The sequence below is a fragment of the Sphingomonas sp. CV7422 genome (genome assembly GCF_027945725.1).
Taxonomy (GTDB): Bacteria; Pseudomonadota; Alphaproteobacteria; order Sphingomonadales; family Sphingomonadaceae; genus Sphingomonas; species Sphingomonas kyungheensis.
The window spans coordinates 582,454-609,006 of sequence record NZ_CP115900.1 but is presented as its reverse complement, the minus strand read 5'-3'; the positions used below and the strand labels follow the sequence as shown (position 1 = coordinate 609,006).

At 70.0% G+C, this 26,553-nt stretch carries 24 protein-coding genes; 17 read left to right on the top strand and 7 right to left on the bottom strand.

Translation table 11 applies throughout. The features are described 5' to 3' along the window. The first annotated feature begins 209 nt into the window (after positions 1 to 209). Both PBN85_RS02905 and PBN85_RS02900 read left to right on the top strand, forming a co-directional pair. A complete protein-coding gene (locus PBN85_RS02905) occupies positions 210 to 3,044 on the top strand; it encodes a M16 family metallopeptidase (protein WP_271300104.1) in 2,835 nt (944 codons plus the stop codon). 55 nt (positions 3,045 to 3,099) lie between these two features. Next, entirely contained in the window at positions 3,100 to 4,110 is a 1,011-nt protein-coding gene (locus PBN85_RS02900; RefSeq protein WP_271300103.1) for a cell wall hydrolase, read from the top strand. Positions 4,111 to 4,117: 7 nt separating this feature from the next. On the opposite strand, the gene PBN85_RS02895 is transcribed toward PBN85_RS02900, so the two are convergent. Both PBN85_RS02895 and PBN85_RS02890 read right to left on the bottom strand, forming a co-directional pair. After that, positions 4,118 to 6,028, bottom strand: coding sequence for a prolyl oligopeptidase family serine peptidase (locus tag PBN85_RS02895; protein WP_271300102.1), 1,911 nt, complete (start codon positions 6,026 to 6,028; stop codon positions 4,118 to 4,120). Positions 6,029 to 6,094: 66 nt separating this feature from the next. After that, positions 6,095 to 6,496 carry a glycine zipper 2TM domain-containing protein gene (locus PBN85_RS02890; protein WP_037532509.1) on the bottom strand — a complete coding sequence of 134 codons (402 nt, stop codon included), beginning with the start codon at positions 6,494 to 6,496 and terminating at the stop codon, positions 6,095 to 6,097. Between the two features lie 114 nt (positions 6,497 to 6,610). Between PBN85_RS02890 and PBN85_RS02885 the strand changes: the two genes are divergently transcribed. Further along, a complete protein-coding gene (locus PBN85_RS02885; RefSeq protein ID WP_200870360.1) occupies positions 6,611 to 6,772 on the top strand; it encodes a hypothetical protein in 162 nt (53 codons plus the stop codon). A gap of 27 nt (positions 6,773 to 6,799) precedes the next feature. Here PBN85_RS02885 and PBN85_RS02880 read toward each other — a convergent pair whose 3' ends face one another. Beyond that, complete coding sequence (locus PBN85_RS02880; RefSeq protein ID WP_037532511.1) at positions 6,800 to 7,264, bottom strand: hypothetical protein; 465 nt, start codon at positions 7,262 to 7,264, stop codon at positions 6,800 to 6,802. Between the two features lie 131 nt (positions 7,265 to 7,395). Between PBN85_RS02880 and recF the strand changes: the two genes are divergently transcribed. Both recF and gyrB read left to right on the top strand, forming a co-directional pair. Further along, positions 7,396 to 8,451, top strand: coding sequence for a DNA replication/repair protein RecF (gene recF / locus PBN85_RS02875; RefSeq protein ID WP_271300101.1), 1,056 nt, complete (start codon positions 7,396 to 7,398; stop codon positions 8,449 to 8,451). Positions 8,452 to 8,691: 240 nt separating this feature from the next. Further along, entirely contained in the window at positions 8,692 to 11,214 is a 2,523-nt protein-coding gene (gene gyrB / locus PBN85_RS02870) for a DNA topoisomerase (ATP-hydrolyzing) subunit B (protein ID WP_271300100.1), read from the top strand. 268 nt (positions 11,215 to 11,482) lie between these two features. Here the strand turns inward: gyrB and PBN85_RS02865 are convergent, their stop codons facing one another. Together PBN85_RS02865 and panC are read right to left on the bottom strand one after the other, a co-directional pair. Continuing rightward, the gene (locus PBN85_RS02865; RefSeq protein ID WP_271300099.1) at positions 11,483 to 11,776 is read right to left on the bottom strand and encodes an SEL1-like repeat protein; all 294 of its coding nucleotides are present in this window, start codon (positions 11,774 to 11,776) and stop codon (positions 11,483 to 11,485) included. 78 nt (positions 11,777 to 11,854) lie between these two features. Then, entirely contained in the window at positions 11,855 to 12,700 is an 846-nt protein-coding gene (gene panC, locus PBN85_RS02860) for a pantoate--beta-alanine ligase (RefSeq protein ID WP_271300098.1), read from the bottom strand. Positions 12,701 to 12,786: 86 nt separating this feature from the next. Between panC and PBN85_RS02855 the strand changes: the two genes are divergently transcribed. From PBN85_RS02855 to PBN85_RS02820, 8 genes are all read left to right on the top strand, one after another. Then, entirely contained in the window at positions 12,787 to 13,575 is a 789-nt protein-coding gene (locus PBN85_RS02855; RefSeq protein ID WP_037532615.1) for a division plane positioning ATPase MipZ, read from the top strand. After that, positions 13,572 to 13,832 (top strand): J domain-containing protein, encoded by a 261-nt coding sequence (locus PBN85_RS02850; protein WP_037532523.1) that lies wholly within the window; start codon positions 13,572 to 13,574, stop codon positions 13,830 to 13,832. Before PBN85_RS02855 ends, PBN85_RS02850 begins: the two co-directional genes overlap by 4 nt. Beyond that, positions 13,832 to 15,199: a phosphoglucomutase/phosphomannomutase PgmG gene (pgmG, locus tag PBN85_RS02845; RefSeq protein WP_037532526.1), complete on the top strand. Its 1,368-nt coding sequence runs from the start codon at positions 13,832 to 13,834 to the stop codon at positions 15,197 to 15,199. Before PBN85_RS02850 ends, pgmG begins: the two co-directional genes overlap by 1 nt. A gap of 31 nt (positions 15,200 to 15,230) precedes the next feature. Then, complete coding sequence (locus PBN85_RS02840; protein WP_037532527.1) at positions 15,231 to 15,698, top strand: PH domain-containing protein; 468 nt, start codon at positions 15,231 to 15,233, stop codon at positions 15,696 to 15,698. A 629-nt stretch (positions 15,699 to 16,327) separates the two neighbouring features. Then, positions 16,328 to 17,086 (top strand): exonuclease domain-containing protein, encoded by a 759-nt coding sequence (locus tag PBN85_RS02835; protein ID WP_037532529.1) that lies wholly within the window; start codon positions 16,328 to 16,330, stop codon positions 17,084 to 17,086. 135 nt (positions 17,087 to 17,221) lie between these two features. Continuing rightward, positions 17,222 to 18,664 carry a sensor histidine kinase gene (locus tag PBN85_RS02830; RefSeq protein ID WP_443026777.1) on the top strand — a complete coding sequence of 481 codons (1,443 nt, stop codon included), beginning with the start codon at positions 17,222 to 17,224 and terminating at the stop codon, positions 18,662 to 18,664. Next, on the top strand, positions 18,661 to 19,107 hold the full coding sequence (locus PBN85_RS02825) for a response regulator (protein WP_037532533.1): 447 nt from the start codon (positions 18,661 to 18,663) through the stop codon (positions 19,105 to 19,107). Before PBN85_RS02830 ends, PBN85_RS02825 begins: the two co-directional genes overlap by 4 nt. Before the next feature lie 28 nt (positions 19,108 to 19,135). Continuing rightward, positions 19,136 to 20,146, top strand: coding sequence for a sensor histidine kinase (locus PBN85_RS02820; RefSeq protein ID WP_271300096.1), 1,011 nt, complete (start codon positions 19,136 to 19,138; stop codon positions 20,144 to 20,146). Here PBN85_RS02820 and PBN85_RS02815 read toward each other — a convergent pair. Continuing rightward, a complete protein-coding gene (locus tag PBN85_RS02815; RefSeq protein WP_271300095.1) occupies positions 20,143 to 20,619 on the bottom strand; it encodes a DUF1440 domain-containing protein in 477 nt (158 codons plus the stop codon). The genes PBN85_RS02820 and PBN85_RS02815 overlap by 4 nt on opposite strands. Positions 20,620 to 20,682: 63 nt before the next feature. Continuing rightward, positions 20,683 to 21,426: a class I SAM-dependent methyltransferase gene (locus tag PBN85_RS02810; protein ID WP_037532540.1), complete on the bottom strand. Its 744-nt coding sequence runs from the start codon at positions 21,424 to 21,426 to the stop codon at positions 20,683 to 20,685. Between the two features lie 47 nt (positions 21,427 to 21,473). Between PBN85_RS02810 and PBN85_RS02805 the strand changes: the two genes are divergently transcribed. From PBN85_RS02805 to PBN85_RS02790, 4 genes are all read left to right on the top strand, one after another. Beyond that, positions 21,474 to 22,334: an oxygenase MpaB family protein gene (locus tag PBN85_RS02805; protein ID WP_271300094.1), complete on the top strand. Its 861-nt coding sequence runs from the start codon at positions 21,474 to 21,476 to the stop codon at positions 22,332 to 22,334. Between the two features lie 111 nt (positions 22,335 to 22,445). Beyond that, complete coding sequence (locus PBN85_RS02800; protein WP_271300093.1) at positions 22,446 to 23,936, top strand: DUF4153 domain-containing protein; 1,491 nt, start codon at positions 22,446 to 22,448, stop codon at positions 23,934 to 23,936. 11 nt (positions 23,937 to 23,947) lie between these two features. Further along, positions 23,948 to 24,646 (top strand): response regulator transcription factor, encoded by a 699-nt coding sequence (locus PBN85_RS02795; RefSeq protein ID WP_271300092.1) that lies wholly within the window; start codon positions 23,948 to 23,950, stop codon positions 24,644 to 24,646. After that, entirely contained in the window at positions 24,643 to 26,196 is a 1,554-nt protein-coding gene (locus PBN85_RS02790; RefSeq protein ID WP_271300091.1) for a sensor histidine kinase, read from the top strand. Before PBN85_RS02795 ends, PBN85_RS02790 begins: the two co-directional genes overlap by 4 nt. Positions 26,197 to 26,553: the final 357 nt, after the last annotated feature.

The following is a 26,553-nucleotide window of genomic DNA, read 5'->3' as shown; positions in this document are numbered from 1 at the left end:
TCGAGGGGCTCAACTCGATCAGGCCGGTTTGGCCGCATCGACTTCTGGCGCTGGCGTTTCAGCACGCCGCCATTTTGGAGGATTATCTAGCAACTTAAGTTACTTAGCCTTAAGATGAATTCGGTGTCATGTGCGCCTTGCGCGAGGCCGATTGACACCGCTCGCGCTGCCGGCTCAACCTGCATCATCACCAGCCGGAGCCCTCATCCATGCGTCTCGTTCGTGCCGCCCTGTTGCTCGGGGCCGCGCTCCTGCCCCTCGCCGCCACCGCCCAGAGTGTTCCGCAAGCCGCCACCGCCGCCGTCAAGCCGATCGCCTTCACCGAACGCACGCTCGCCAACGGCCTGCGCGTCTATGCGCTGCGCGACACCGGCACGCCCAATGTCGCGGTGCAGGTCTGGTACGACGTCGGCTCGAAGGACGATCCGCGCGGCCGTTCGGGCTTCGCGCACATGTTCGAACATCTCATGTTCAAGGCGACGCGCAATCTCGTCTCCGAACAGATGGACCGGCTGACCGAGGATGTCGGCGGCTATAACAACGCCTCGACCAACGACGATTACACCAATTATTACGAGGTGATCCCGGCCAACCACCTGCAACGGCTGCTGTTCGCCGAAGCGGACCGGATGGCGAGCCTGGTCGTCGAGCCGAAGAGCTTCGCCTCCGAGCGCGACGTGGTGAAGGAGGAGCTGCGCCAGTCGACGCTCGCCCGCCCCTATGGCAAGCTCTTCTCCACCTATCTGTCCGCCGCCGCCTATACGACGCATCCCTATGCGCGCTCGACGATCGGCAGCATCGAGAATCTGGAAGCCGCATCGATCGACGACGTCCGCGCCTTCCATGCGACCTATTACCGGCCGGACAATGCGATCCTCGTCGTCGCCGGCAATTTCGATCCGGCGCAGCTCAACGCCTGGGTCGACCAGTATTTCAGCAAGATCGCCAAGCCGACGACGCCGATCCCGCGCGTCACCGTGCAGGAGCCGCCGCGCACCAAGGCGGTCCGCTACACCGTCTACGAACCCAATACGCCGCTGCCCGCGGTGCTGATGAGCTGGCACGTCCCCGCCGATCGCGACGCCGACATTCCGGCGCTGACCGTGCTCCAGACGATCCTGTCGACCGGCGAGAGCAGCCGGATGTACGAAAGTCTCGTCTATCGCGACCAGCTGGCGCAGGACGCCTCCGCCTTCCTCGACAGCAAGCAGGGCACCGGCAACCTCATCGCTTATGCGATCCTCGCCGGCGGCAAGACGGTGGAACAGGGCGAGGCCGGCCTCGCGCGCGAGATCGCGCGCTTCCGCGACGCGCCGGTCAGCGCCGCCGAACTCGCCGAGGCGAAGAACGAGATCCTCACCGCCGCGATCAAGAGCCGCGAGACCGCCGAGGGCAAGGCGCGCATCCTCGCCTCGTCGGTGATCATCGACGGCGATCCGCGCGCCGCCGACCGTCAGCTCGCCGAAATCGCCCGCGTCAGCGCCGCCGACGTGCAGCGCGTCGCGCGCCGCTATCTCGGCGTCGAGCAGGCGGCGACGATCCGCTACCTGCCCGACACCGCCAAGCCGGCCGGGCAAAGCGGCGACCGGATCACCGTCGCCGCGACCGTGCAGACCGCGCCGCTCACCCCGCCCGCGCAGATCGCGATCGTCACCCCCGCCAGCGAGGCGGAGCGTATCCAGCCGCCCGCCCCCGCCGCGCCGGTCAAGGCCAATCTGCCGCAGCCGGTCGAGACGCGGCTCGCCAACGGGCTGCGCGTCATCACCGTCGAACGCCACGACCTGCCGATCGCCACCGCCTATCTGGTCGCCACCGGCGGGCAGATGCTCGACCCCGTCGACCGTTCGGGCGTCAGCAACCTCGCCGCGACGCTGATGACCAAGGGCACGACCACGCGCTCGGCGACCGAGATCGCGCGACAGGTCGAAAGCCTCGGCGGCTCGATCGGCGCCGGCTCGGACAACGAGGGCGGCAGCGTCTCGGTGACGGTCAAATCGGATCAGCTCGCGCCGGCGATGACGATCCTCGCCGATGTCGCGACGCATCCGGTGTTCGCACCCGACGAGCTCGAACGCGCCCGCGCGCAGCAGGTCGATGCGGTCACCGTCGCGTTCAAGAATCCGTCGCAGCTCGCCGCGATGGTCGCCGACCGTGCCGCCTTCGGCGCATCACCGTTCGGCGCGCCCGGTGGCGGTACGCCGACCTCGCTGAAGGCGATCAGCCGCGGTGACGTCACCGCCGCCTATGCACGCACCTGGCGCCCCGATCAGGCGACGCTGATCCTGGTCGGCGACGTCACCCCGGCGCAGGCCAGGGCGCTCGCCACCGCGCAGCTCGGCCAGTGGCGCGCGCCTGCTGGGGCGGCGGCCGCGCCGGTCGCGCTCGCCGCGCTGCCCGCGCCGCGGACGATCGTCGTCAACATGCCCGGCGCCGGTCAGGCCGGCGTCGTCGTCGAACGCCCGGCGATCCCGCGCGCCGATCCGCGTTACTATCCGCTCGCGGTGGCCAATACCGTGCTCGGCGGCGGCTTCTCGTCGCGGCTCAACCAGGAGGTGCGGATCAAGCGTGGCCTCGCTTACGGCGCGTCGAGCGGCGTCGATGCGGCGCGCGCGGTCGGCAGCTTCGCGGCGCGGACCCAGACCAAGAACCCCACCGCCGCCGAGGTGGTGACGCTGATCACCGCCGAGATGGCGCGGATGGGCGCAGCGCCGGTGCCGGACAGCGAGCTGTCGACACGCAAGGCGGTGCTGGTCGGCAATTTCGGGCGGACGGTCGAGACCACCGGCGGCATCGCCGGGCTGATCGGCGGCTATGTGCTCGACGGCGTGCCACTCACCGAATTGCAGAGCTACACCAGCAAGGTCGAGGCGGTGACGCCGGCCGCGGTCCAGTCCGCGGCGGTCGCGCTGCTCGACCCCAAGGCGGCGAGCGTCGCGGTGGTCGGCGACGCCAAGCAATTCCTCACCCCGCTCAAGGCCGCGCGCCCCGAAACCGAGACGCTGACCGAGGCGCAGCTCAACCTCGACAGCCCGACGCTGCGGTAGGCCGCCCCTTCAACCGGCGGGCGACGCGCAACCGGATGTAAGCTATTGGCGGCCTATGCCGCTGCCGATGCAGACGATCCGCCTGACCACCCGGCACTGGCGCGCGTTCGCCGCGCTGGCGCTGGCGGTCGCGGTGCTGCTCGCCGGGCTGTCGGGCTGGCGGGCGATCGTCGCGCACGGCGGCGCGGCGCCGCCCCTGCCCGCGCCCGCCGGCTATGAGGCGGAGGATCACTTTCCCGGCGCGGCGCTGCTCTACGCCGCCATGCCCGCCACCCCCGACGGCGAGAGCGCCGCGCCCGCGGTCGGCGTCACCGGCACGACCGCGCTGCCCGCCGCGCCGATCTCCGCCGCCGCGCTCGCCGCCGCGCTGCGTGCCGGCGCCAGCGTCGCACCGCCCTTCACGATGGCGGGCGCGAGCGCGCAGGATCGGGCGCGCGCGCTCGACTGCCTCACCGCGGCGATCTATTACGAGGCCGCGTCGGAAGCGGATGCCGGCCAGTCGGCGGTCGCGCAGGTGATCCTCAACCGCGCGCGCCACCCCGCCTTCCCCGCGACGGTGTGCGGCGTCGTCTATCAGGGATCGGAGCATGCCGGCTGCCAATTCAGCTTCGCCTGCGACGGCGCGCTGGCGCGGGTGCCGTCGCGCAGCGGCTGGACGCGCGCGGCGCGGCATGCGGCGATGGCGCTCGCCGGCTATGTCTTCGCGCCGGTCGGGCTGGCGACGCATTACCATACCTATGCCGTCACGCCGGCGTGGAACCGCGCCATGGTGATGACCGATGTGGTCGGCGCGCATCTCTTCCACCGCTGGAAAGGATTCTGGGGGACGAGCGCCGCCTTCGCGCAACGCTATCGTGGCGGCGAGCCGCTGCCCGGCCCGCATCTGCGCCTCGCCGAACCGCCGCTCGTCCCGCCGCCGGCGCTGATCGCCGCCGCCGCGCCGCTGCCGGTCGCCCCCGGCGCCGCGCCGCCGCCGCAACCGGTCGCGACGCCGACGCCCGACCTGCTGCCGCCCGCCTCCACCGTGCTCGACAAGTGGAAGGATTCGGGCAAGCCGCTGATGTGAAGGCCTATTATTTGGCGTTCTTCACATAGCGATCGAACCAGGCGATCGCGCGCGCCCGCACGTCGCTCGCCTGGTCGGGCGCGGTGACGCAATGGCCGGCGTCGGGGTAGATCACCAGGCTGACCGGCACGCCGCGGTCCTTGAGCGCGTGCCACCATTCGATCGACTGGGTCGGCGGCACCTCGATGTCGCGTTCGCCGACGTAGATGAAGGTCGGCGTCTTCGCCGTCTTGGCGTGATAGACCGCCGACACGTCCTCATAGGCCTTGATGTCGTCGTACATCGTCTTGCCGAAGAACGGCAGCAGCCACTGGTCGATGCCGTTGGTGCCATAATAGCTCACCCAGTTGGACAGGCCGGCACCGGCGACGATCGCCTTGAAGCGATTGGTCTGCGTGTTGGTCCACATCGCCATGAAGCCGCCGTAGCTGCAGCCGCCCAGGCCGAGGCGGTTGTCGTCGATCGGCGCGACGCGCTCGACCGCGTCAATCCCGGCGAGGATGTCGCGCAGGTCGCCGCCGCCGAAATCGCGCTTGTTGGCGACGGTGAACGCCTCACCCTGGCCGTAGCTGCCGCGCGGGTTGGGCAGGAAGACATAATAGCCCGCCTTGAGCAGCGCGCCGTTCATCGATCCCGCCGAGACATAGCCGGGCATCGACGCCGCCGAGGGGCCGCCGTGCACCATCGTGATCATCGGCGCCTTGCCGCCCGCCGGCGCCTCGCGCGGCGCGAGCAGCCAGCCCTGCACGTTGAAGCCTTCGTTGGTCCAGGCGACGCTGCGCGCGCGCGTCATCGCCGGCGCGGCGTCATTGTCGTGGGTGATCTGGCGCACGCCCGCGGCGCCCGTCGCCGCGACCGGCCCCGCATAGATCGCCGGCGCATGCTCGTAGTCCTGCACCACCGCGGCGACGACGCGGCCGTCGGCGCTGAACACCGCGCGGCCGTCGCCCGCGCTGCTGCTCGCCGGCTTGGCGAAGCCCGGCGTCACCGCCGCGCCGGGGGTGAGCGTGCCGAACTGGACCTGATCGCCCGACAGCGTCACGGTGCGCAGGCCCGCCGCGGTCCAGTCGATCGTCGTCACCGTCGACTTGGCGCCCGCGGTAATGTTGCGCGGCGTGCCGCCGGTGATCGGCACGGTGAAGACGTCGCCGCCGATCGAGCCGAAATCGCTCATCAGCCCGCCGATGAAGGCGACGGTACGGCCATCGGGCGAGACGCGCGGCTGGTTGAGCTGCGTCGCCGGCCTGGCGATCGAGCGCACCGCGCCGCTCTGCGCGTCGATCGCGTCGAGCGACGCCACCCACCAATTGTTGTCGCCATTGCCGAGCGCGGTGGTCGCGACGAAGCCGCGACCGTCGGGCGTCCAGTCATATTCGTAGACGTAGCGGCCGGCGGGCGAGATCGGCGTCACATTCGTCGCCGGGCGGGCGATGTCGAACACCGCCAGCCGCTGCTCGTCGTTCTTCTCGCCGATCTCGCCGATCATCCGCACGCCCGCCTGCGTCGCACCCGATTCCTTGGCGGCACCGAGCGTGACGAGCAATGCGACCCGTTTGCCGTCGGGCGAGACGCGCGGGGTCTGGGCGATGCCGGCGATCGTCGCGATCGTCCGCGTCGTCGTCGCATCGGCATAGATCAGCCGCACCGATCCGGTCTCGCGGCCGAGCAGGACGATGTCGCCGTTGGGCGCGAAGGTCAGCCCGGCATAGCTGCACGTCTTGCACGGATCGATCGTGCGGACGACATGCCCGTCGGCGACCGACCGCACCGTCACGACGCTCCGGCTGCCGTTGCTCTCGATCGCCGCGACGCGATCGCCGGCGGGGGCGATGGCGAGTGCGCCATATTGATGCAGCGCCTGCGCGGCGGCGGGTGCGGCGGTCGAGGCAAGCAGGGCGGCGGCGAGGATCAGGCGCATCGGAACTCCGGCATACGGGCAATAGCCCTGACGCTTAACGCCTCGCCACGCCGCCGCAAGCCGCCGCTAGCGGCAGCGCACGTTGTTGCGATCGACCGAGCGGCCGACCGCCGCACCCGCCGCGCCGCCCAGCAACGTGCCGAGCAGCCCGGAATTGCCCGGCGCGATGATGTTGCCGAGCACGCCGCCGGCGATGCCGCCGACGATCAGGCCGGTCGTGCCGTCGCTGCGCCGGCAATAATATTGGCCATTCTCGCCGCGATAGATGCGATCGCGCGACGACAGCCGGCGTTCGCGATAGCGCGGCCCGTCGACATAATAGCGATCGGCATAATAGCCGCCGTACGATGGATCGACGCGGTTGTAGTCATAGGCAGAATAGCCGCGGTAGCGCGTGTCGGTGCCGTAGCTCGAACAGCCGGCCAGCGTCGTTGCAGCCACCGCCGCCGCCATCATCATCGTCCGCATCGCATCCTCCCTGTTCGTGTCGATGCAAATCAAATGCCCTGTGCAACAGTTGGTTGCATCCCGGGAACGCGCCGGGCGGACCGACGGTTGGTCGGAATACGAAGGAGAGAAGCGATGAAAGACGATCTCAAATCGACCACCGAGACGCGCGACCCCAATCTGTCGACCGAGCATCAGCAGCCCGGCGACGCGCGCCGCCCGAGCGAGACGCTCGACAAGGGTCAGCCCAAGGGCGAGACGATCCCGCGCAAATCGTCGCTGCTCGGCAACGACTGACGGGGCGCACGCCGCGCCCCGCCGGGATCAGGCCGCGCCGGCTGCCTCGCTGAAGCCGCTGCCGCGATCGGCGACCAGCGTCGGCGCCGGGCCGGTGGCGGGGCGCAGCGCTTCCTTCTCGGCGTCGCTCGGCACCGCGGTGGGATCGGGACGGAAGGCGTCGACCGCGCGGCTGTCGTTGCCCGGATGGCTGTCGCCCATCAGGTCGGTGGGGACGTGTTCGGCGGCGGGGTTGCCGGCGCGTTCCTCGAAATGCTTCTCGGTCTCCGCCATGCCGACCGGCGCGGCGGCCATCGTCGCCGGACGCGGCGCGATCGGGCTGGTCGTGCTGTCGCCCGGCACCGCTCCGACGCCGCCGGTCGGCTTCGGCGGTTCTGCAGGCCGACGCGGGCGCGATCCCGGCGCGGGACCGAAGGCCGCCGTCGCCGCGGTCCATGCCGCCGCGCCGGCCGCGAAGGCGGCGAGGCCGAAGCCGAGTCTCTTGTAATCCATCATCACTGTCCCGGTTGCTGCGGTTCGTCGCCCTCCAACGGTGCGGCCCGAAGCCGGGTTCCGCTGCGCGCAGCACGTTGCGATGCGAGGATGATTTCACCCCTGCCCGCTTTGCTATAGGCGAACCGGCAATGCTTTCGCGCCTGGTCCTGACCGATTACCGCAACCATGCGGCGCTGCCGCTCGCGCCCGGTCCCGGTTTCGTCGTGCTGACCGGCGAGAATGGCGCGGGCAAGACCAACGTGCTCGAAGCCGTGTCGCTGCTCGCCCCCGGCCGCGGGCTGCGGAGGGCGGCGCTCGCCGACATGCAGCGGCAGGGCGGCGCGGGTGGCTTCGGCATCGCCGCGACGCTCGCCGCGCCGGCGGGCGACGTCGAGATCGCCACCGGCACACTGCCCGGCGCACCCGATCGCCGCCAGTTGCGCATCCAGGGCGCGACTGCGACCGCCAATACGCTCGCCGAATGGCTGACCGTGCTGTGGCTGACCCCGGCGATGGACCGGCTGTTCGTCGAGCCCGCCGGCGAGCGGCGCCGCTTCCTCGACCGGCTGACGCTCGCGCTGCGCCCCGGCCATGCGCATCACGCGGCACGCTACGAAGCGGCGATGCGCGCGCGCAACCGGCTGCTCGCCGCCGAACTGCCCGCCGATCCCGACTGGCTGACCGCGCTCGAGGCGCAGATGGCCGATCATGGCGGCGCGATCGCAGAGGCGCGTGAAGAGACGGTCGCGCTGCTCGGCGACGGGCTGGCGGCGCAGCCGGAGGGGGTGTTCGCCCGCGCCGCGCTCGCGCTGACCGGCCGGCAGAGCGATGCGGCGGAACTGCGCGACCTGCTGCGCGCCGGCCGCGCGCGCGACGCCGCCGCGGGACGCGCGCTCGCCGGACCGCATCGCGTCGACCTGCTCGTCACGCATCTCGGCAAGCAGCAGCCGGCGGCGCTCGCCTCGACCGGCGAGCAGAAGGCGCTGCTGCTCGGCATCGTCCTCGCCCATGCCGAGCTGGTCGCGCAACGCACCGGCCAGCCGCCGATCCTGCTGCTCGACGAGGTCGCCGCGCATCTCGACCCGCTGCGCCGCGCCGCGCTGTTCGAGCGGCTCGCGGCGCACGGGCAGGTGTGGATGACCGGCACCGAGCCGGCGCTGTTCGCCGCGATCGGCGACGCAGCGACGCGGGTCGAGCTGGGGTAACGGGCGGCGGTGCGCGGACCTGCATCCACAGGCCTGATTTCCCGTCCTCCCGCCCCTCTGTCGTGATCCCGGCACAGGCCGGAATCCATCGTCACGGAACAGGCGTGAGGCGCGCCGACGCCGGCGTCATCGCAACCATGTTTCCCGGCCTGCGCCGGGATGACGAAAGGAGAGGAGGCACGGCGCCCACCCCGCCCCATTTCGCTTTCGTTCCGCCCCCGCAATCCCTATATACTCGCTATGGCAGAACCCCAGAATGCGAACGAATACGGCGCCTCGTCGATCAAGGTGCTGAAGGGCCTCGACGCGGTCCGCAAGCGCCCCGGCATGTATATCGGTGACACCGACGACGGATCGGGCCTCCACCATATGGTGTTCGAGGTCAGCGACAATGCGATCGACGAAGCGCTGGCGGGCCATTGCGACCGGATCGACATCCAGCTCAACGCCGACGGTTCGGTCAGCGTCACCGACAACGGCCGCGGCATCCCGACCGGCATCCACCCCGAGGAAGGCGTATCCGCGGCCGAGGTCATCATGACCCAGCTCCACGCCGGCGGAAAGTTCGAGAATACCAGCGACGACAATGCCTACAAGGTGTCGGGCGGCCTCCACGGCGTCGGCGTCTCGGTGGTCAACGCATTGAGCGAATTCCTCGACCTCACCATCTGGCGCGACGGCCAGGAACATTACATGCGCTTCGCCTTCGGCGACGCCGTCGCCCCGCTCAAGGTCGTCGGCCCCGCCGCGCCCGGCCAGAAGGGCACGCGCGTCACCTTCCTGCCCAGCCCGGCGACGTTCAAGATCACCGAATTCGACTTCGAGAAGCTCGAACACCGCTATCGCGAACTGGCGTTCCTCAACTCTGGCGTGCGCCTGTTCCTCACCGATGCGCGCCACGACGAGCCCAAGACGGTCGAACTCTATTACGAGGGCGGCATCGCCGCCTTCGTCAAATGGCTCGACCGCGCCAAGACGCCGCTCTTCCCGGAGCCGATCGCGATCAACGGCCAGCGCGACGAAGTCGGCATCGACGTCGCGCTCGAATGGAATGATTCCTATTACGAGAACGTCCTCGCCTTCACCAACAACATCCCGCAGCGCGACGGCGGCACCCACCTCGCCGCGTTCCGCGCCGCGCTGACCCGCACGCTCAACAATTATGCGGAGAAGTCGGGGCTGCTCAAGAAGGAGAAGGTGACGCTCACCGGCGACGACATGCGCGAGGGCCTCACCGCGATCGTCTCGGTCAAGCTGCCCGATCCCAAGTTCAGCAGCCAGACCAAGGACAAACTGGTCAGCTCCGAAGTGCGCCAGCCGCTCGAATCGCTGATGGCGGACAAGCTCGCCGAGTGGTTGGAAGAGAATCCGGCGCACGGCAAGGCGATCGTCGGCAAGATCATCGACGCCGCCGCGGCGCGCGAGGCCGCCAAGCGTGCCCGTGAACTGACCCGCCGCAAGGGCGTGATGGACATCGCCTCGCTGCCCGGCAAGCTGGCGGACTGCCAGGAGAAGGACCCCGCCAAGTCGGAGCTGTTCCTCGTCGAGGGCGATTCGGCCGGCGGCTCGGCCAAACAGGGGCGCGACCGCCATTTCCAGGCGATCCTTCCCCTGCGCGGCAAGATCCTCAACACCGAGCGAGCACGCTTCGACCGGATGATCTCGAGCCGCGAGATCGGCACGCTGATCCAGGCGATGGGCACCGGCATCGGCCGCGACGACTTCAACGCCGACAAATTGCGCTACCACAAGATCGTCATCATGACCGACGCCGACGTCGACGGCGCGCATATCCGCACGCTGCTGCTGACCTTCTTCTACCGGCAGATGCCCGAGCTGATCACCCGCGGCCATCTCTTCATCGCGCAGCCGCCGCTCTACAAGGCGACCAAGGGCCGGTCGGAGGTCTATCTCAAGGACGATGCCGCGCTCGACGAATATCTGGTCGATGCGGGCGTCTCGACGATGCTGTTCGAAGCGCCGGGCGGCACGCGCTCGGGGGCGGACCTCAAGAGCCTGCTCGATCATGCCCGCCGCATGCGCACGCTGATGCGCTACGTGCCGCGCCGCTACGATCCGGTGATCATCGAAGTGCTGGCGCTCGCCGGTGCGCTCGACCCCGAGTTCAGCCGCGACCAGCGCGCCGCGACCGTCGCCGAGGTGACGCGCCGGCTCGAATCGGGGGACGAGGAGGCGCGCTGGACGGCGCGGCTGACCGAGGACGGCGGCATCCACTTCGAGCGGCTGTGGCGCGGCGTCACCGACCATCATATCGTCGAGGCGAGCTTCCTCGCCAGCGCCGAGGCGCGTAAGCTGCACGGCCTCGCCGCCGAACAGGCGGACAGCTTCGTCGCGGCGGGCCGGCTGATCCCGATCAAGGGCGTCGCGGCGACCGCCGAAGCCGAGCCGCTGCCCGACAACGGCGACGAGCCGGAGGAGAATGCCGGCCAGATCGGCAGCGTCACCGCGACCAAGACGCGCGGCGAAAGCCTCGTCGCGCGGCCGTCGCAATTGCTCGACGCGATCCTCGCCGCCGGGCGCAAGGGGCTGGCGATCCAGCGCTACAAGGGCCTCGGCGAGATGAACGCCGAGCAATTGTGGGAAACGACGCTCGATCCGTCGAACCGGACGATGCTGCGCGTCACCTCGGACGACGTCTCGGCCGCCGACGTGATCTTCACCCAGCTGATGGGCGAAGTCGTCGAACCGCGCCGCGAGTTCATCCAGGACAATGCGCTGAACGTCGCCAATCTGGATGTGTAAAGGTTAGAGCCGGCGATAATTGAAGCGCCACACCGTCGGCTCGCCGAATCAGCGCGCGAACAGAGTTTGTGGGAAAATCCTGTCGACCGCCCCGGCGAAGGCCGGGTCCCAGTTGGGAAACTGTGGTCAGTCTCCCGTGAGCTTCACCCTGCCGGACCCCGGCCTTCGCCGGGGTGGAGCATCGGAAGGACATACGGGAAGACGTCCGCCAAAGCGCGCCCTCACAGGCGCCAACGTCTCATCGAACCGGCAGACCGTCGCGCTACCCTCAAGCCGCGCGGCGCGTCATCCCCAGCCAGTCGCGCGCCTGGCGCTGCGCCAGCGCGATCTCGCGCGCGGTCATGTCTTCGGCGACTTCGGCGCGCGCGCCGGCCGCGTCACGGAAACCGGCGACCGCGGCGAGGTTGAACCATTTGTGGGCTTCGATCAGGTCGACTCCCGCGCCGGCGGTGCCGGTCTGGTAGCAGATGCCGAGGTCGTACAACGCCTCCGGCTGGCCCTGCATCGCGTCGGCGATGCGGCTGTCTAGCAGGAACTGCGCGCTTTTCGAACTAATGCCCATTGGTTGCCCCCATCGATCATGACGGCAGATTGCGCGATTGGTCCTGAAAAATGGTTAACGTCGCAGGAACCGCACGTTTCAGCCGATCGGCTCGATCGCGACGTTATCGATCAGCCGCGTCGCGCCCATCCGCGCGGCGGCGAGCAACCGGCGCGGGCGATCCGCCGCCGGCGATTCCGCGAGCGTCTCGGCATCGGCAAGCGCGATATAGTCGACGGCGAAGCCGGCCGCGTGCAGCGCCGCCCGCGCCTCCGCCAGCGCCGCCTCGACATCGTCGCCGCGCCCGATCGCCCGCGCCGCGACGCCGAGCGCGCGCGGCAAGGCGACCGCCTTGGCCCGCTGCGCATCGTCGAGGTAGATGTTGCGCGACGACAGCGCGAGGCCGTCGTCGTCACGCTGGATCGGCACGCCGACGATCTCCACGCTCATGTCGAGATCGGCGACGATGCGGCGGATCACGGCGAGCTGCTGGAAATCCTTCTCGCCGAAATAGGCGATGTCGGCGCGCGTCTGGTTGAACAATTTGGTGACGACGGTGGCGACGCCGTCGAAATGCCCGGGCCGCGCCGCGCCGTCGAACGAGTCGCTGACCCCGCTCACCGTCACGCCGGTGGCGAAGCCCGCCGGATACATCGCCTCGACCGGCGGCAGCCAGACGCCGTCGCAGCCGTGTTCGGCGAGCAGCCGCACGTCCGCCGACTCGCGGCGCGGATAGCGGGCAAGGTCCTCGTCCGGCCCGAACTGCTTGGGATTGACGAAGATCGAGACGATCACCTTGGTCCCCGGCCGCCGCGCCGCCTCGACCAGGGCGATATGGCCGGCGTGCAGCGCGCCCATCGTCGGCACCAGCGCGATCGTCGCGCCCTCTGCGCGCCATGCGGCGACCGCCGCGCGCAGCCCGTCCAGGTCTCGGATCGTCAGCACCGTTTAATCCCTCGAACAATGAGCGCGCGGCTTCTATGAAGAGCGTCGTGACCGAGCAACCCGCCAGCATCGATAAGGAACGAACCGTGCCCGCAGGGCCACACGTCATCGTCTTCGCCAATGAGAAAGGCGGCACCGGCAAGTCGACGACTGCCGTCCATGTCGCCATCGCGCTCGCCGCCAAGGGGGCGAAGGTCGCGTGTTTCGACCTCGACCATCGCCAGCGCACCGTCGGCCGTTATCTCGACAATCGCGCCGCCACGATCAAACGCACCGGCAGCGCGCTGCCGATGCCGGTCCATGCGACGCACGACGGCGAAAGCGAGTCGGTGTTCGAGGAGACCTGGGGCCGCCTGTCCGAGGGCGCCGACTTCCTGATCGTCGACACGCCCGGTCGCGACGATTATTTCGCCCGCACCGCCGCCGCGCTGTCCAACACGTTGGTCACGCCGATGAACGACAGTTTCGTCGACTTCGACCTGATCGGCCAGGTCGATCCCGAGACGTTCAACGTCACCCGGCCGAGCTTCTATTCGGAACTGATCTGGGATGCCCGCAAGCAGCGCGCGCGCGCCGACGGCACGCAGATCGACTGGGTGGTGCTGCGCAACCGCCTGCAGCATATCGAGGCGCGCAACATGCGCCGCGTCTCCGATGCGCTCGGCCAGCTCGCCAAGCGGGTCGGCTTCCGCATCATCCCCGGCCTCGGCGAGCGCGTCATCTATCGCGAGCTGTTCCCGGCCGGGCTGACGATGATCGATTCCAAGGAGTTCGGCGCGATGGGCCTCGGCCATGTCGCCTCGCGCCAGGAGCTGCGCGAGATGATGAGCGCGCTGCAACTGCCCGAGCACAGCACGCCGGTGGTCGCCGCGTGAAGTGGCTGCTCGCGATCGCGTTGATCTGGTTCGCCTGGCGTTACCTCAAGCCCGCCCCGAAGCCGGCGCGGCTGACCGAGACGCAGCGCGCCCGCCGGCTGCTCGGCCTGCGCGCCGACGCTGACGAGGGCGAGATCCGCGCCGCGCACCGCCGCCTCGTCGCCGAGGCGCATCCCGATCGCGGTGGTTCGTCGGAGGCGAGCATCGAGCTCAACGCCGCGCGCGACCTGCTGCTCGGCGCGCTGCGGCGGGGCTGATGGCGCATCGTCTGTCGCCGGCGATCCTGCGCGAATATGACGTGCGCGGTACGGTCGGCCGCAACCTCGGCACCGACGATGCGCGCGCGATCGGGCGCAGCTTCGCGACGCGCGTCCGCGCCGCGGGCGGCCGCCGCGTCGCGGTCGGCCGCGACGGCCGCCTGTCCTCGCCGGACCTCGAAGCGGCGCTGGTCACCGGGCTGACCGCGGGCGGCGTCGACGTCGTGCGGATCGGCATCGGGCCGACGCCGATGCTCTATTTCGCCGAGGCGACGCTCGCCGTCGATGCCGGCATCCACGTCACCGGCAGCCACAATCCGCGCGACGACAATGGCTTCAAGATGGTGCTCGGCCATCGTTCCTTCTACGGCGCCGACGTCCAGGACCTCGCGCGCATCGCCGCCGGGGGCGCGTGGAGCGAGGGCGCCGGTCAGGTGACCGAGGTCGACGTGCTCGACTCCTATGTCGCGCGGCTGCTCGCCGGGCATCGCGGCGGCGCCTATCGGATCGGCTGGGATTGCGGCAACGGCGCCGCCGGCCCGGCGGTGGCGCGGCTGACCGCGGCGCTGCCCGGCGAGCATCACCTGCTCTACACCGAGGTCGACGGCCGCTTCCCCCACCACCATCCCGATCCGACCGAGGAGCATAACCTCGCCGATCTGAAGGCGTTGGTCCGGCGCGAACGGCTCGACTTCGGTATCGCCTTCGACGGGGACGGCGACCGGATCGGCGCGGTCGACGGCGACGGCCGCGTCCTCTGGGGCGATCAGTTGCTCAGCCTGCTGATCGAGCCGGTGCTCGCCGCCTGCCCCGGCGCCGCGGTCGTCGCCGACGTCAAGACCTCGCAATTCGTCTTCGATCGCATCGCCGCGCTCGGCGGCGTGCCAATAATGGGCCCGACCGGTCACAGCCTGATGAAGGAGGCGATGATCGCGCACGACGCGCCGATCGCCGGCGAGCTTAGCGGCCATATCTTCTTCGCGCACGACTGGTACGGTTTCGACGACGCGCTCCACGCCGCGGTGCAGCTGATCGGCGCGGTGGCACGCAGCGGCCGCTCGCTCACCGCATTGCGCGCGGCGATGCCGCCGCTGGTCAACACGCCCGACCTGCGCTTTCCGGTCGATCCGGCGCGCAAGTTCGCCGCGGTCGACGCGATCCGCGACCGGCTCGTCGCCGCGGGCGTCGAGGTGGTGGCGATCGACGGCGTCCGCGTCACCACGCCGCATGGCTGGTGGTTGCTGCGCGCCTCCAACACGCAGGATGCGCTCACCGCCCGTGCCGAGGCGCACGATGCGGCGGGGCTCGCCACGCTGCTCGCGGAGATCGACGCCGCGCTCGCCGCCGAAGGGTTGGCGCGTGATTGACAGCCACCGCGCAGCCGATAGGCTCGGCGCCATGGTGGGGACCTATGATGCCGAACGCGCGGTCGACAGCTTCCGCTCGAGCACCAATCGCTGGCTGTTCGGCAGCTTCACCGGCTGGCTGACCATCCTGTCCTGCGCGATCGGCGTTGGCCTGGTGGTGATCGCGGTGCGCTGGCTGCAGAATCTGGCCGCCGCCTATGAGATCACCGACCAGCGGCTGATCGTGCGCCGCGGGCTGGTAATGAAATCGATCGACGAGATCGAACTCTATCGGATCAAGGATGTGCGGGTCGACTATTCGCTGGTCAACCAGATCACCGACATCGGCACGATCACCATCACCTCGAGCGACCGGACGACCGGCAATGCGCAATTCGTGCTGCGCGACATCCCCGCCGCGCGCGAACGCCGCGAAGGCATCCGCAAACTCGTCGACCGCGCCCGCCGCCTGCGCGGCGTCCGCGAAATGGATATCGACGACGAGCGCGATTACCGCTGAATAGACTATGGCGCGAACGGTGGGGCGGAGATCAGCACCCAAGTTCCGCAAGGTAAAACTCTGGAACGGCCACCACACAGGTTAAGTCAGTATTCCCGCGCAGGCGAGACCTCTGCGAAAGTTTCGAAACCGCCCCGGCGCAGGCCGGGGCCCAGATGGGAGGCCGTTGTAACTGATTGCAAGGCTTCACCAAACTGGACCCCGGCCTGCGCCGGAGTGGTACGTGAGCAGGTAAGATTGCTACTTTCGCAGAGGTCTCGCGCAGGCGGGAATGCAGTGGCGACGCGGAACAGCCGTCTATGGCACGAAGAACACTGGGCTCCCGCTTTCCCCGGGAGCACTGATGCTGGGCCGGCCGTTCTCTTTGAGACGGAAAGCTATCCAGCAACCCCGAATGCCCCCATCGCGACACCCCCTCCGCGCCTCCGCGTGAACTCATTTTGAGGACCGCCCGCCGAGCGATGATGATCTCACGCGAAGACGCGAGGACGCGAAGAAGGGAGTTCACGCGGAGGCGCGGAGGGGTTTCGCGGCTTCGCGCGATCACGGCGACGTCAGCCACTCGCCGTTCCGGCACCCGCCGGACGCAAGGCTGGCAAAAGCCGCGGCGAGCGCCCATTTAGCAGGTAATGCGTCCGACCCCCCAGATCATCCGCGTCATCGACCTCGAAACCACCGGCAGCGCACCGCCCGCACATGGCGTGTGCGAGATCGGCTGGCAGGATGTCGCGCTCCAGCCCGGCGGCCGGTGGGAGCTGGAGGGCGAGGGCGGGGCGATCCTCGTCAATCCGGGGCGCGCGATCCCGCCGATCACCCAGGCGATCCACCATATCCTCGACGAGGATGTCGCCGACGCCCCCTGGTGGCACGATGTCGCGCGCCGCGTGCTCGACCCCTATCCGCGCCGCGTCGCGCTCGCCGCGCATCGTGCCGATTTTGAGCAGCAATTCTGCACGCCCAACCTGACCCATGGCCAGGACTGGATCTGCACGTGGAAATGCGCGCTGCGGCTGTGGCCCGATTCGCCGAGCTTCTCCAATCAGGTGCTGCGCTACTGGCGGCGGCCGGCGGGGCTCGACCAGAGCCGCGGCCTGCCCGTCCACCGCGCCTTCCCGGACGCCTATGTCACCGCGCATCATCTGCGCGACCAGCTCAACGAGGCGAGCGTCGCGCAATTGCTCGAATGGTCGCGCGATCCGGGGCTGATCCCGCGCGTCCGCTACGGCCCGCACCGCGGCAAGGCGTGGAGCGAGCTCGACCATGAGAGCCTGATGGCCTTCCTGACCGATCGCGATCCCGATATCCGCTTCACCGCCAATGCCGAGATGGACCGGCGCAGCGGCGGGGGCGCGGTCGGCAAGCCCAGCGCGCAGGATCTGCTGCTCTAGCCTCGGTTGACGGCTTTACCGGCAGCATCGCTGGCGTAACGACATCGGCTCGCGTAAGGCTGGGCGGTGCTGAGCAAAGTCCGCAATCCATTCATCATTTCGGAAGGCCGGCTCGGCCGCGCGCTGGTCGTCTTCATGGCGCTCGGGTTTCTCGCGCTCGTCGCCGCGGGCGCCGGTGCGGGCTGGGCGTCGCGGCAGAACGAGGCGCATACCGCCGCCGTCGCGCATACCTATCAGGTCGAGTTGGCGATCAGCAACGCGCGTCGCCTCATCGAACAGGGCGAGGCGTCGCGACGCGGCTATCTGCTCACCGCCAACCCCGACTATCGCGACGCCTATCACCGCTGGTCGGCCGCCACCCCGGCGGCGCTCGCGCGCATCGCCGATCTCACCCGCGACAATCCCGACCAGGTCGCCGCCCTGAAGCTGTTGCAACGCGAGGTCAGCACGTTGCTCGCGCAGCGCGCGCGGACGATCGGTCTGATCGACAGCGGTCATGCCGATACCGCCACCACCCTGTTCCGCACCGAGGCGAGCGTCCGCCGGCTGACGACCATCCGCGATACGTTCGAACGGATGGCAGTCACCGAACGCCGCCTGCTCGCCCAGCGCGATGCGGCGCAGCAGGCGAGCGTGCGCGCCTTCTATATCATCCTCGGCGTCGCCGCGGTGCTGCTCGCGCTCGTCGCGCTCGCCTCGCTGCTCACCATCATCGGGTACACCCGCGATCTGTCGCGGTCGCGCGACCGGCTGCGCGACTTCAATGAGCGACTCGAGGAGACGGTGCACGAACGCACCTCCGACCTCAGCCGTGCCAATGAAGAGATCCAGCGTTTCGCCTATATCGTCAGCCACGATCTGCGCTCGCCGCTGGTCAACGTGATGGGCTTCACCGCCGAGCTCGCCGCCGCGACCACCCCGCTCGCCGAGCTGGTCGACCGGGCCGAGGCGGAGGCGCCGCAGATCGTCAGCGACGAGGCGCGGCTCGCGGTGCGCGAGGATCTGCCCGAGGCGATCGGCTTCATCCGCACTTCGACGCAGAAGATGGACCGGCTGATCAACGCCATCCTTAAATTGTCGCGCGAAGGCCGCCGCGTCATCACGCCTGAGCCGATCGATCCCGCCGCCATCGCCGATACCGTCGCCGGATCGATCCGCCACCTGCTCGACGACCGCGGCATCAGCTTTTCGGTACGGCGGCCGATGCCGTCGCTGGTCACCGATCGCGTTGCGATCGAACAGATCCTGTCGAACCTGATCGAGAATGCGACCAAATATCTCGAACCCGGCCGCCCCGGCGTCATCATCGTCTCCGGCGAGGCGAAGCGCGACCGCGTCATCCTGTCGGTGACCGACAACGGCCGCGGCATCGATCCGCGCGATCACCAGCGCATCTTCGACCTGTTCCGCCGCTCCGGCCGGCAGGACCAGCCCGGTGAGGGAATCGGGCTGGCGCATGTCCGGGCGCTCGCCTATCGGCTCGGCGGGACGATCGACGTCGATAGCGAACCGGGCCGCGGATCGACATTTCGCCTCAACCTTCCAAAGACATACGTCAGTCAGGACAGCGCTGCATGAATGCCCATCAATCCGTCGGCATCGTCATGATCGAGGATGACGAGGGCCACGCCCGGCTGATCGAGAAGAACATCCGTCGTGCCGGCATCCTCAACGACATCCGCCATTTCACCGACGGCACCCAGGCGCTGCACCATCTGTTCGAGGCGGAGGACGGCCCCGCCAAGAACGGCCCGGCGCTGATCCTGCTCGACCTCAACCTGCCCGACATGAGCGGCACCGACATCCTCCAGCGGATCAAGGCGGAGGGCAGCCCGCTCAAGCGCACCCCCGTCGTCGTGCTCACCACCACCGACGACAAGATCGAGATCCAGCGCTGCTACGATCTCGGCTGCAACGTCTACATCACCAAGCCGGTCAATTACGAAAGCTTCGCGCAGGCGATCCGCCAGCTCGGCCTGTTCCTGTCGGTGATCCAGGTTCCCGCCTTCGAGGGTCATTGATCTGACCGACCCCGCCCTCCCCAGCGTTTTGTACATCGACGACGACGATGGTCTGCGCCGCCTCGCCGCGCGCGGGCTGGAGCGGCGTGGCTATCGTGTCACCACCGCGGCGGGGGGCGCCGAGGGGGTCAGGCTCGCCGCCGCCGCGCCGTTCGACCTGATCGCGGTCGATCACTACATGCCGGACATGGACGGGCTCGACACGCTCGCGCAGCTCGCCGAGCTGCCGGCGATGCCGCCGGTCGTCTACGTCACCGGGTCGGACGAGGGACGGATCGCGATCGCCGCGCTCAAGGCGGGGGCGGCGGATTATGTGGTCAAGTCGATCGGCGACGATTTCTTCGACCTGCTCGCCAACAGCTTCGGCCAGGTGCTCGACCGCAGCCGGCTGGCGCGTGAGAAGGCGCGGGTCGAGGAAGACCTGCGCGCCAGCAACGCACGGCTCGAGGCGCTGCTCGGCGAGGTCAATCATCGCGTCGCCAATTCGCTCCAGCTCGTCTCGGCGATGGTGCGGTTGCAGGCGAGCGCGCTCGCCGATCCGGCCGCGCGCACCGCGCTCGACGATACGCAGCGCCGGATCGCGGCGATCGCGCAGGTCCACCGTTGCCTCTATTCGGCGAATGACGTCGAGAGCGTCGACATGCGCGACTATCTCGGTTCGCTGATCCGCGAGCTCAACGACACGCTCTCGTGCGACACCGCGCCCCATACGCTGCACCTCGACGCCGAACCGATCCGGCTGCCGACCGACAGGGCGGTGTCGCTCGGCGTCATCGTTACCGAACTTGTCACCAACGCGTGCAAATACGCCTATCCCACCGGCGACGGCGGCGAAATCCGCGTCACCATGCTGCGCGAGGCGGAGGGCTTCCGCCTGTCGGTCGAGGATGACGGCTGCGGCATGGCCGAGGGGGCCGCGCCCAAGGGCACCGGGCTCGGCACACGCCTCCTCCAGGCGATGGCGCAGAGCCTGCATACCACGATTCTCTACGAACCGCGCGAGCGCGGCGTCTGCGCGACGGTGCGCGCCGCGATCTAGTCGACCGCCGCCAGCGTCGCGCGGCGGGTCGCTTCGAGCGCGAGCCCGAAAACGACGTGGCTGGCGAGGCCATAGGCGTGCGTCGCCGGCGGCGTTTCGGTCGGCCCGGGACCCCAGCCGAAGGCGGGTACGGCGAGATCGTCGAGCAACGTCGCGACGCCCACCCCGAACGCGGTGCCATAACCCGCCTTGGATTCGGGCCATTGCCGCACCGCCAGCGCATAGCCCACGCCGAGCGCCACGCCGGTCGCATAATGGACGAGGCTGCCGGCGGTTTCGCGATGCTTCTGCGTCACGTCCTCGCCGGTCACCGCCTGTTTGGCGGTGTCGGCGGCCTTGATTGTGGCGGGGTCTTCGTTGCTGCCGGTCTGGCCGAAGGCGGAGGCGCTCACCGACTGGAACAGGTTCATCGCCAGGCTGGCGACGAGACCGCCGGCGACGCCGGCGGCAAGGGTCTTGGCGATCGACGTCACGGGCGCTCCTTGGGCTAGATCAGCCCGGACAACGCGCCGTGCCGCAAAAAGATCGGCGAGGGCTCAGGGTTTGCGGAACTTGAGCACGAACTGATCGGTCTTGCCGCGGATCGCGGGATCGAACACCGGCTTGCTGTGATCGTCGGCCGGGTTGGCGAGCACCCGGCTTGCGCCGGCGAAGCGGAAGCCCGCCGATTCGATCTGCCGGCGCACCGCCGCCGGATCGATCCGGTGCCGCGTCTCGGTACCCGACAGGCCGGTGCCGGGCGCATCGGCGTGGTCGATCACCACATAGGTGCCGCCGTGCTTGAGCAGCTTGAACACCGCCGCATCGAAGGCGCGCAGCGCCGGCTCGCCCGCGCCGTTATTGGCGATGTCGTGATAATTCTGCACGGTCCAGAACAGGTCGACCGGCTGCGGCGCGGTCGGCAGATCGGTCGCCTGCACCTGGGCGACGACGTTGCCGAGGTTGCGCGCCTGCAACGCCGGCAGGCTCTTGGTCGCGTATTTGGCGCCGGCGGCGGGCCAGAAGGCATAGACCTTGCCCTTCGGCCCGACCACGCCGGTGAAGATCCGCGTCCAATAGCCCGCACCCGGCAGGTAATCGATCACCGTGTCGCCCGGCTTGACCCCGGAGAAGGCGAGCACCGCCGCCGCCTGCCGCCGCGCATCGTCGCCCGCCTGATCGGCGCGCGCCGGATCGGCGAGCGCGCGGGTGATCGCCGGGCCCGCCGGCGCCGCCTTGTCCTGCGCCACCACCGCGGTGGTCAGCGCCGCTGCCGCGAACATCGATAAAGCCAGCCGCATCACTCGTCCTCCTGGATTGGCCGCCCGGCCGCACTAGATGTCACAGCATGACCGATCTTCGCGACGCGATCCAGAGTGAGGTGCATCGGCTGGTCGGGTTCGGCGACGGTGCGGTCGACCTGACCCGCCCGCCCGGCGACGACGGACTGTTCGGCCCCGGTTCGTCGGCGTGGGTGGTGCATGGCGACTTCACCGCGATGATGGCGGGCGGCGTCGCCGCGTTGCTGCTCCAGATGCTCCATCCCGGTGCGCTCGCCGGCGTCTGGGACCATTCCAACTTCCGCGCCGACATGCTCGGCCGGCTGCGTCGCACCGCGCAATTCATCTCCGGCACCACCTATGGCGCGACCGCGACCGCCGAGTCGCTGATCGCGCGCGTCCGCCGCATCCATGATCGCGTCGCCGGCATCCTGCCCGACGGCACGCGCTACAGCGCCAACGATCCCGACCTGCTGACCTGGGTGCATGTCGCCGAGGTCGCGAGCTTCCTCGCCGCGCACCGCCGCTATCGCGACCCCGCCTTCCCCGTCGCCGAGCAGGATCGCTACCTCGGCGAATATGCCGTCGTCGCCGAGAAACTGGGTGCCACCGCGGTTCCGCGCACCCGCGCCGCGCTCGATGCCTATCTCACCGCGGTCCGCCCGCAGCTGCGCGTCGATCATCGCACGCGCGAGGTGGCGCGCGCGCTGCTGCGCCAGCCGCCCGCGCGGCCCGCGATGGCGCCGGCGCAGGCGTTGCTGATGCAGGGCGGCATCGACCTGCTGCCCGACTGGGCGGCGCGGATGCACGGACTCGACCGCCGGCCGCTCGCCCGACCCGCGGTGCGCGCCGGCATGGCCGGGATCGGCTCGGTGCTGCGCTGGGCGCTGCGCGACGGCTCGGCGAAGCGGGCGGGCCAGCAGGGCTGAGGCCGGCTGCACCGGATCTGCACACGATCCCCGCACAACGCAGACGCCGGCGGCACGCCGCGCAGCATCGCGATCCGTCACACCCGCCTCCCGACCATAAGGAGGCCCGGCATGACGATGCGACGACGAACGATATCGGTGGCAGCCAAGGCGGGGGTCGCCGCGCTGCTGCTGCTGGTCCTCGAACTGATCGTCAATCGCGCGGAGGTGCTGCTGCCGCTGGCGATGCTCGGCTGGCTGATCGCGCTCGCCGCGCTGCGCCCCGCGGTGATCCGCCATCGCCAGCCGCGGATCGCGCTGGTTGCCGCCATGCTGGCGATCGCCGCTTATGCCGATCAGCCCAATCTGCTCGCCTTCTGCCTGTTCCTGACCGCGACCGGACTGGCGGCGACGCTGCCGCGGCGGCGGTTCGACGATGCCGCGAGCTGGGCGGTGCGGCTCGGCAGGCTGGCGCTCGCCGCGGTCGTCGGGCCATGGCGCGATCGCCGACGGCTTGCGCATATCCGCGCGCACCGGCTGCACCCGCGCGTGACGGTGACGGCGGTGGCGGCGGCGCTGATCGTGCCGCTCGGCGGCGCCCTGCTGTTCCTGATCCTGTTCGCCACGGCCAATCCGCTGATCGCCCGCGCGCTCGACAGCATGATCCTGCCCGATATCCGGACGGTGATCTGGCGCACTGCCTTCGCGCTGGCGGTGCTGCTGCCGGTCTGGGCGACACTCCGCCCGGCGGCGGGCGCGACCCGCTGGCAGGCGCCGGGCGGGCAGACCGTGCCGCCGCTGCTCCGGCCCGGCACGCTGATCCTGTCGCTGGCGACGTTCAACGCTGTCTTCGCCATCCAGAACGGGCTCGACCTCGTCTTCCTGTGGAGCGGCGCGGCGCTGCCCGACGGCGTGACGATGGCGGATTATGCGCATCAGGGCGCCTATGCGCTGATCGTCACCGCTTTGCTCGCCGCGGTCTTCGTGCTGACGATGCTGTCGCCGGGCAGCCCGAGCGCCGCCCATCCGCCGATCCGCTGGCTGGTGACGGCATGGATCGGCCAGAACGTGCTGCTCGTCGCGTCGAGCGCGCTGCGGCTGATCGACTATGTCGATGCCTATGGCCTCACCCCGCTGCGGCTCGCGGCGCTGATCTGGATGGCCCTGGTCGCGACCGGGCTGATGCTGATCCTGTGGCGGCTGCTCGGGCGGCGCTCGGCGGCATGGCTGATCAATGCCAATGCGCTGGCGCTGACGCTGGTGCTCGCCGCGTGCAGCGTCGTCGACCTGTCGGCGGTCGCCGCCGACTGGAACGCGCGCGTCGCGCTGGCGAAGGGGCGCAGCGGCCCGCCGCTCGACCTCGCGTATTTCGCACGGCTCGGCCCGGGGGCGCTGGTGCCGCTGGCGATGCTCGAACGCCATGCCGGCTTGCCGCGGCTGCACGACCGGATCGCGTACACCCGCTACTGGATGCAAACCGGGATGGAAGAAGGCCAATCGAGCTGGAATGGCTGGAGCCCACGCAACGCCCGCCGGTTGGTCGCAGCCAAAGCGCTGCTCGCGGACCGGGGATCCGGCGCCGCGCCGCCCGCTCGCCGATTGACGGGAGCGCAACAGCCGTGATCCTATGCCCGATGCCGCGCACCGTCCTCGTCGTCGACGACGATCCCCATATCCGCCAGTTGCTCGTCTTCGCCCTGCAGAAGGCCGGCCTCGACACGATCGAGGCCGGCGACGGCGAGGCGGCGCTGGCGCTTGCCGGCAGCCACGCCCCCGCCCTCGTCATCCTCGACATCAACATGCCGCGGCTCGACGGGCTGGAGGTGTGCCGCCGGCTGCGCGCCGGCAGCGAGGTGCCGATCCTCTTCCTGTCGAGTCGCGACGAGGAGATCGACCGCATCCTCGGCATCGAGCTCGGCGGCGACGACTACGTCGTCAAACCCTTTTCGCCCCGCGAGGTGGTGGCGCGGGTGATGGCGATCCTGCGCCGCACCGCCGCACGCCCGCCCGCGCTGGAGGACGGACGCAGCCTCGCCCACGGCCGGCTGCGGCTCGATCTCGACGGCTGGCGCGCGCTGTGGGCGGGGCAGGAGGTCGGGCTTACCGTCACCGAATTCTCGATCCTGCGGCTGCTCGCCTCGATGCCCGCCAAGGTGTTCAGCCGCGATGCGATCATCGATCGGCTGCACGGCCCGGGCTTCGCCGTCACCGACCGGACGATCGACAGCCATATCCGCAACCTGCGCCACAAATTTGCCGCCGCGGGCGGCGACGACCTGATCGAGACGCGCGCCGGCATCGGCTATCGGCTCGGCGCCTGCGGCACCGCGTGATCGCGCGCGGCAAGGAGTGGGCGAAGCGCCGCTGGCCGCGGTTGCGGCTGCGCACCATCCTGTTCGCGACCCTGTTCTTCGTCGCGGCGCTGCCCGGCTTCGGCGCGGTCTTCCTGCGCGTCTACGAAAATACCCTCGTCCGCCAGACCGAGGCGGAGCTGGTCGCGCAGGGCGCGGCGCTCGCGGCCGCCGCGGCGGCGCAATGGCCGGGCGGCGACGGCCGGCTCTATCCGCGGCGGATCGTGCCGCCCGGCGAGGGCGTCGATCTCAGCCAGACGCCGATCCTGCCCGAACGTCCGTCCCCGGCCCCGGCGGGCACGGTCGCCGCCGACGCCCGCATCGTCGCGCCCCGCCTCGCGCCGATCCTGCGTGCGACGCAGAGGACGACGCTCGCCGGCATCGTGCTGCTCGACGATCGCGGCCAGATCGTCGCCGGCAGCGCGGCGCGCGGCAGCTACGCACAGCTGCCGGAAGTCGCCGCCGCGCTGGCGGGGCGACCGGCGACGGTGCTGCGCCGCAACGGCGCCTATCGCGCCGTCTATCGCTTCGAATGGCTGTCGCGCGCCGCGGCGATCCGCGTCCATCATGCGCGACCGATCGTCGTCGGCGGGCGGGTGGTCGGCGTGCTGCTGCTGTCGCGCTCGGCGCGGGCGCTGTTCCGCGGCCTCTACGAGGATCGCGGCAAGATCGCGATCGGCGTCGCGGCGATCTTCGCCCTGCTGATCGTGCTGAGCGGGGTGATCTCGCGCGGGGTGACGCGGCCGATCGAACGGCTCGGCCAGGCGACGCGCGCGGTGGCAAGCGGTCGCGGCGCGATCCCCGACGTGCCGCCGACCGCGGCGATCGAGATCCAGGGCCTCTACGCCGATTTCGCGGCGATGAGCGCGGCGATCGATCGGCGGTCGCGCTATCTGCGCGACTTCGCCTATGCGATGAGCCACGAGTTCAAGACGCCGCTCGCCGGCATCCGCGGCGCGATCGAGCTGATGCAGGATCATGCCGACATGGCCGCGGCGGACCGCAGCCGCTTCCTCGCCAATGCCGATGCCGATGCCGGGCGGCTCGCGCTGCTGGTGACGCGGCTGCTCGAACTGGCGCGCGCCGATATGGCGGCGCCCGTCGCGGCGGCGACCGACCCGCTCCCGGTGGTCGCGCGTACCGCCGACGCCTATCGCAGCACCGTTTTCAGCATCGCGATCGCCTGGTCCGCGCCGCCGCCCGCCGTCGCGGTGCCCGCGGCCACGCTCGAACATGCGCTCGAGACGCTATTCGAGAACAGCCGGCAGGCGGGCGCGTCCGCCGCCACGGTGACCGGCGCGTCGACCGCGACGACGGTGACGCTGCGGATCGCAGACGATGGCCCCGGCATCGAGCCCGGCGACGTCGCCCGCCTGTTCGAGCCCTTCTTCACCACCCGTCGCAGCAGCGGCGGCACCGGCCTCGGCCTCGCCATCGCCCGCTCGCTGATCGAGGCGAGCGGCGGGACGATCGCGCTGGCCGAGGCGCGGGCGGCGGTGTTCGAGATCGTTCTGCCGCGGGTCGACGGCTGAGCTGGGTTCGCGCAGAGGCGCGGAGAAGGCAGAGGGGGTGGCAGTAACCGCGCGAGATCTTTGAACTTCGGGACGTCGCCTCGAAGCTGCCGTCACTCCGGACTGGTTCCGGGGTCCACCGTTCCGCAGGCTCGACCGCTCAGGCTCATGAGACACCGTCGATGCCGGAACGAACCGGGCATGACGGATCGAGGCTGCGGCGTTCTCGAACCCGACCCGCCGCTATAGCCGCAGCGCGCCGCCATAAGCCTATCCCCTCTGCGTCCTCTGCGCCTCTGCGCCTCTGCGCGAAACACCGATGCGGTCTCCCGACACGCGAGACGATGATCGACGCGGAGGCGCGGAGGCGCTTTGCTC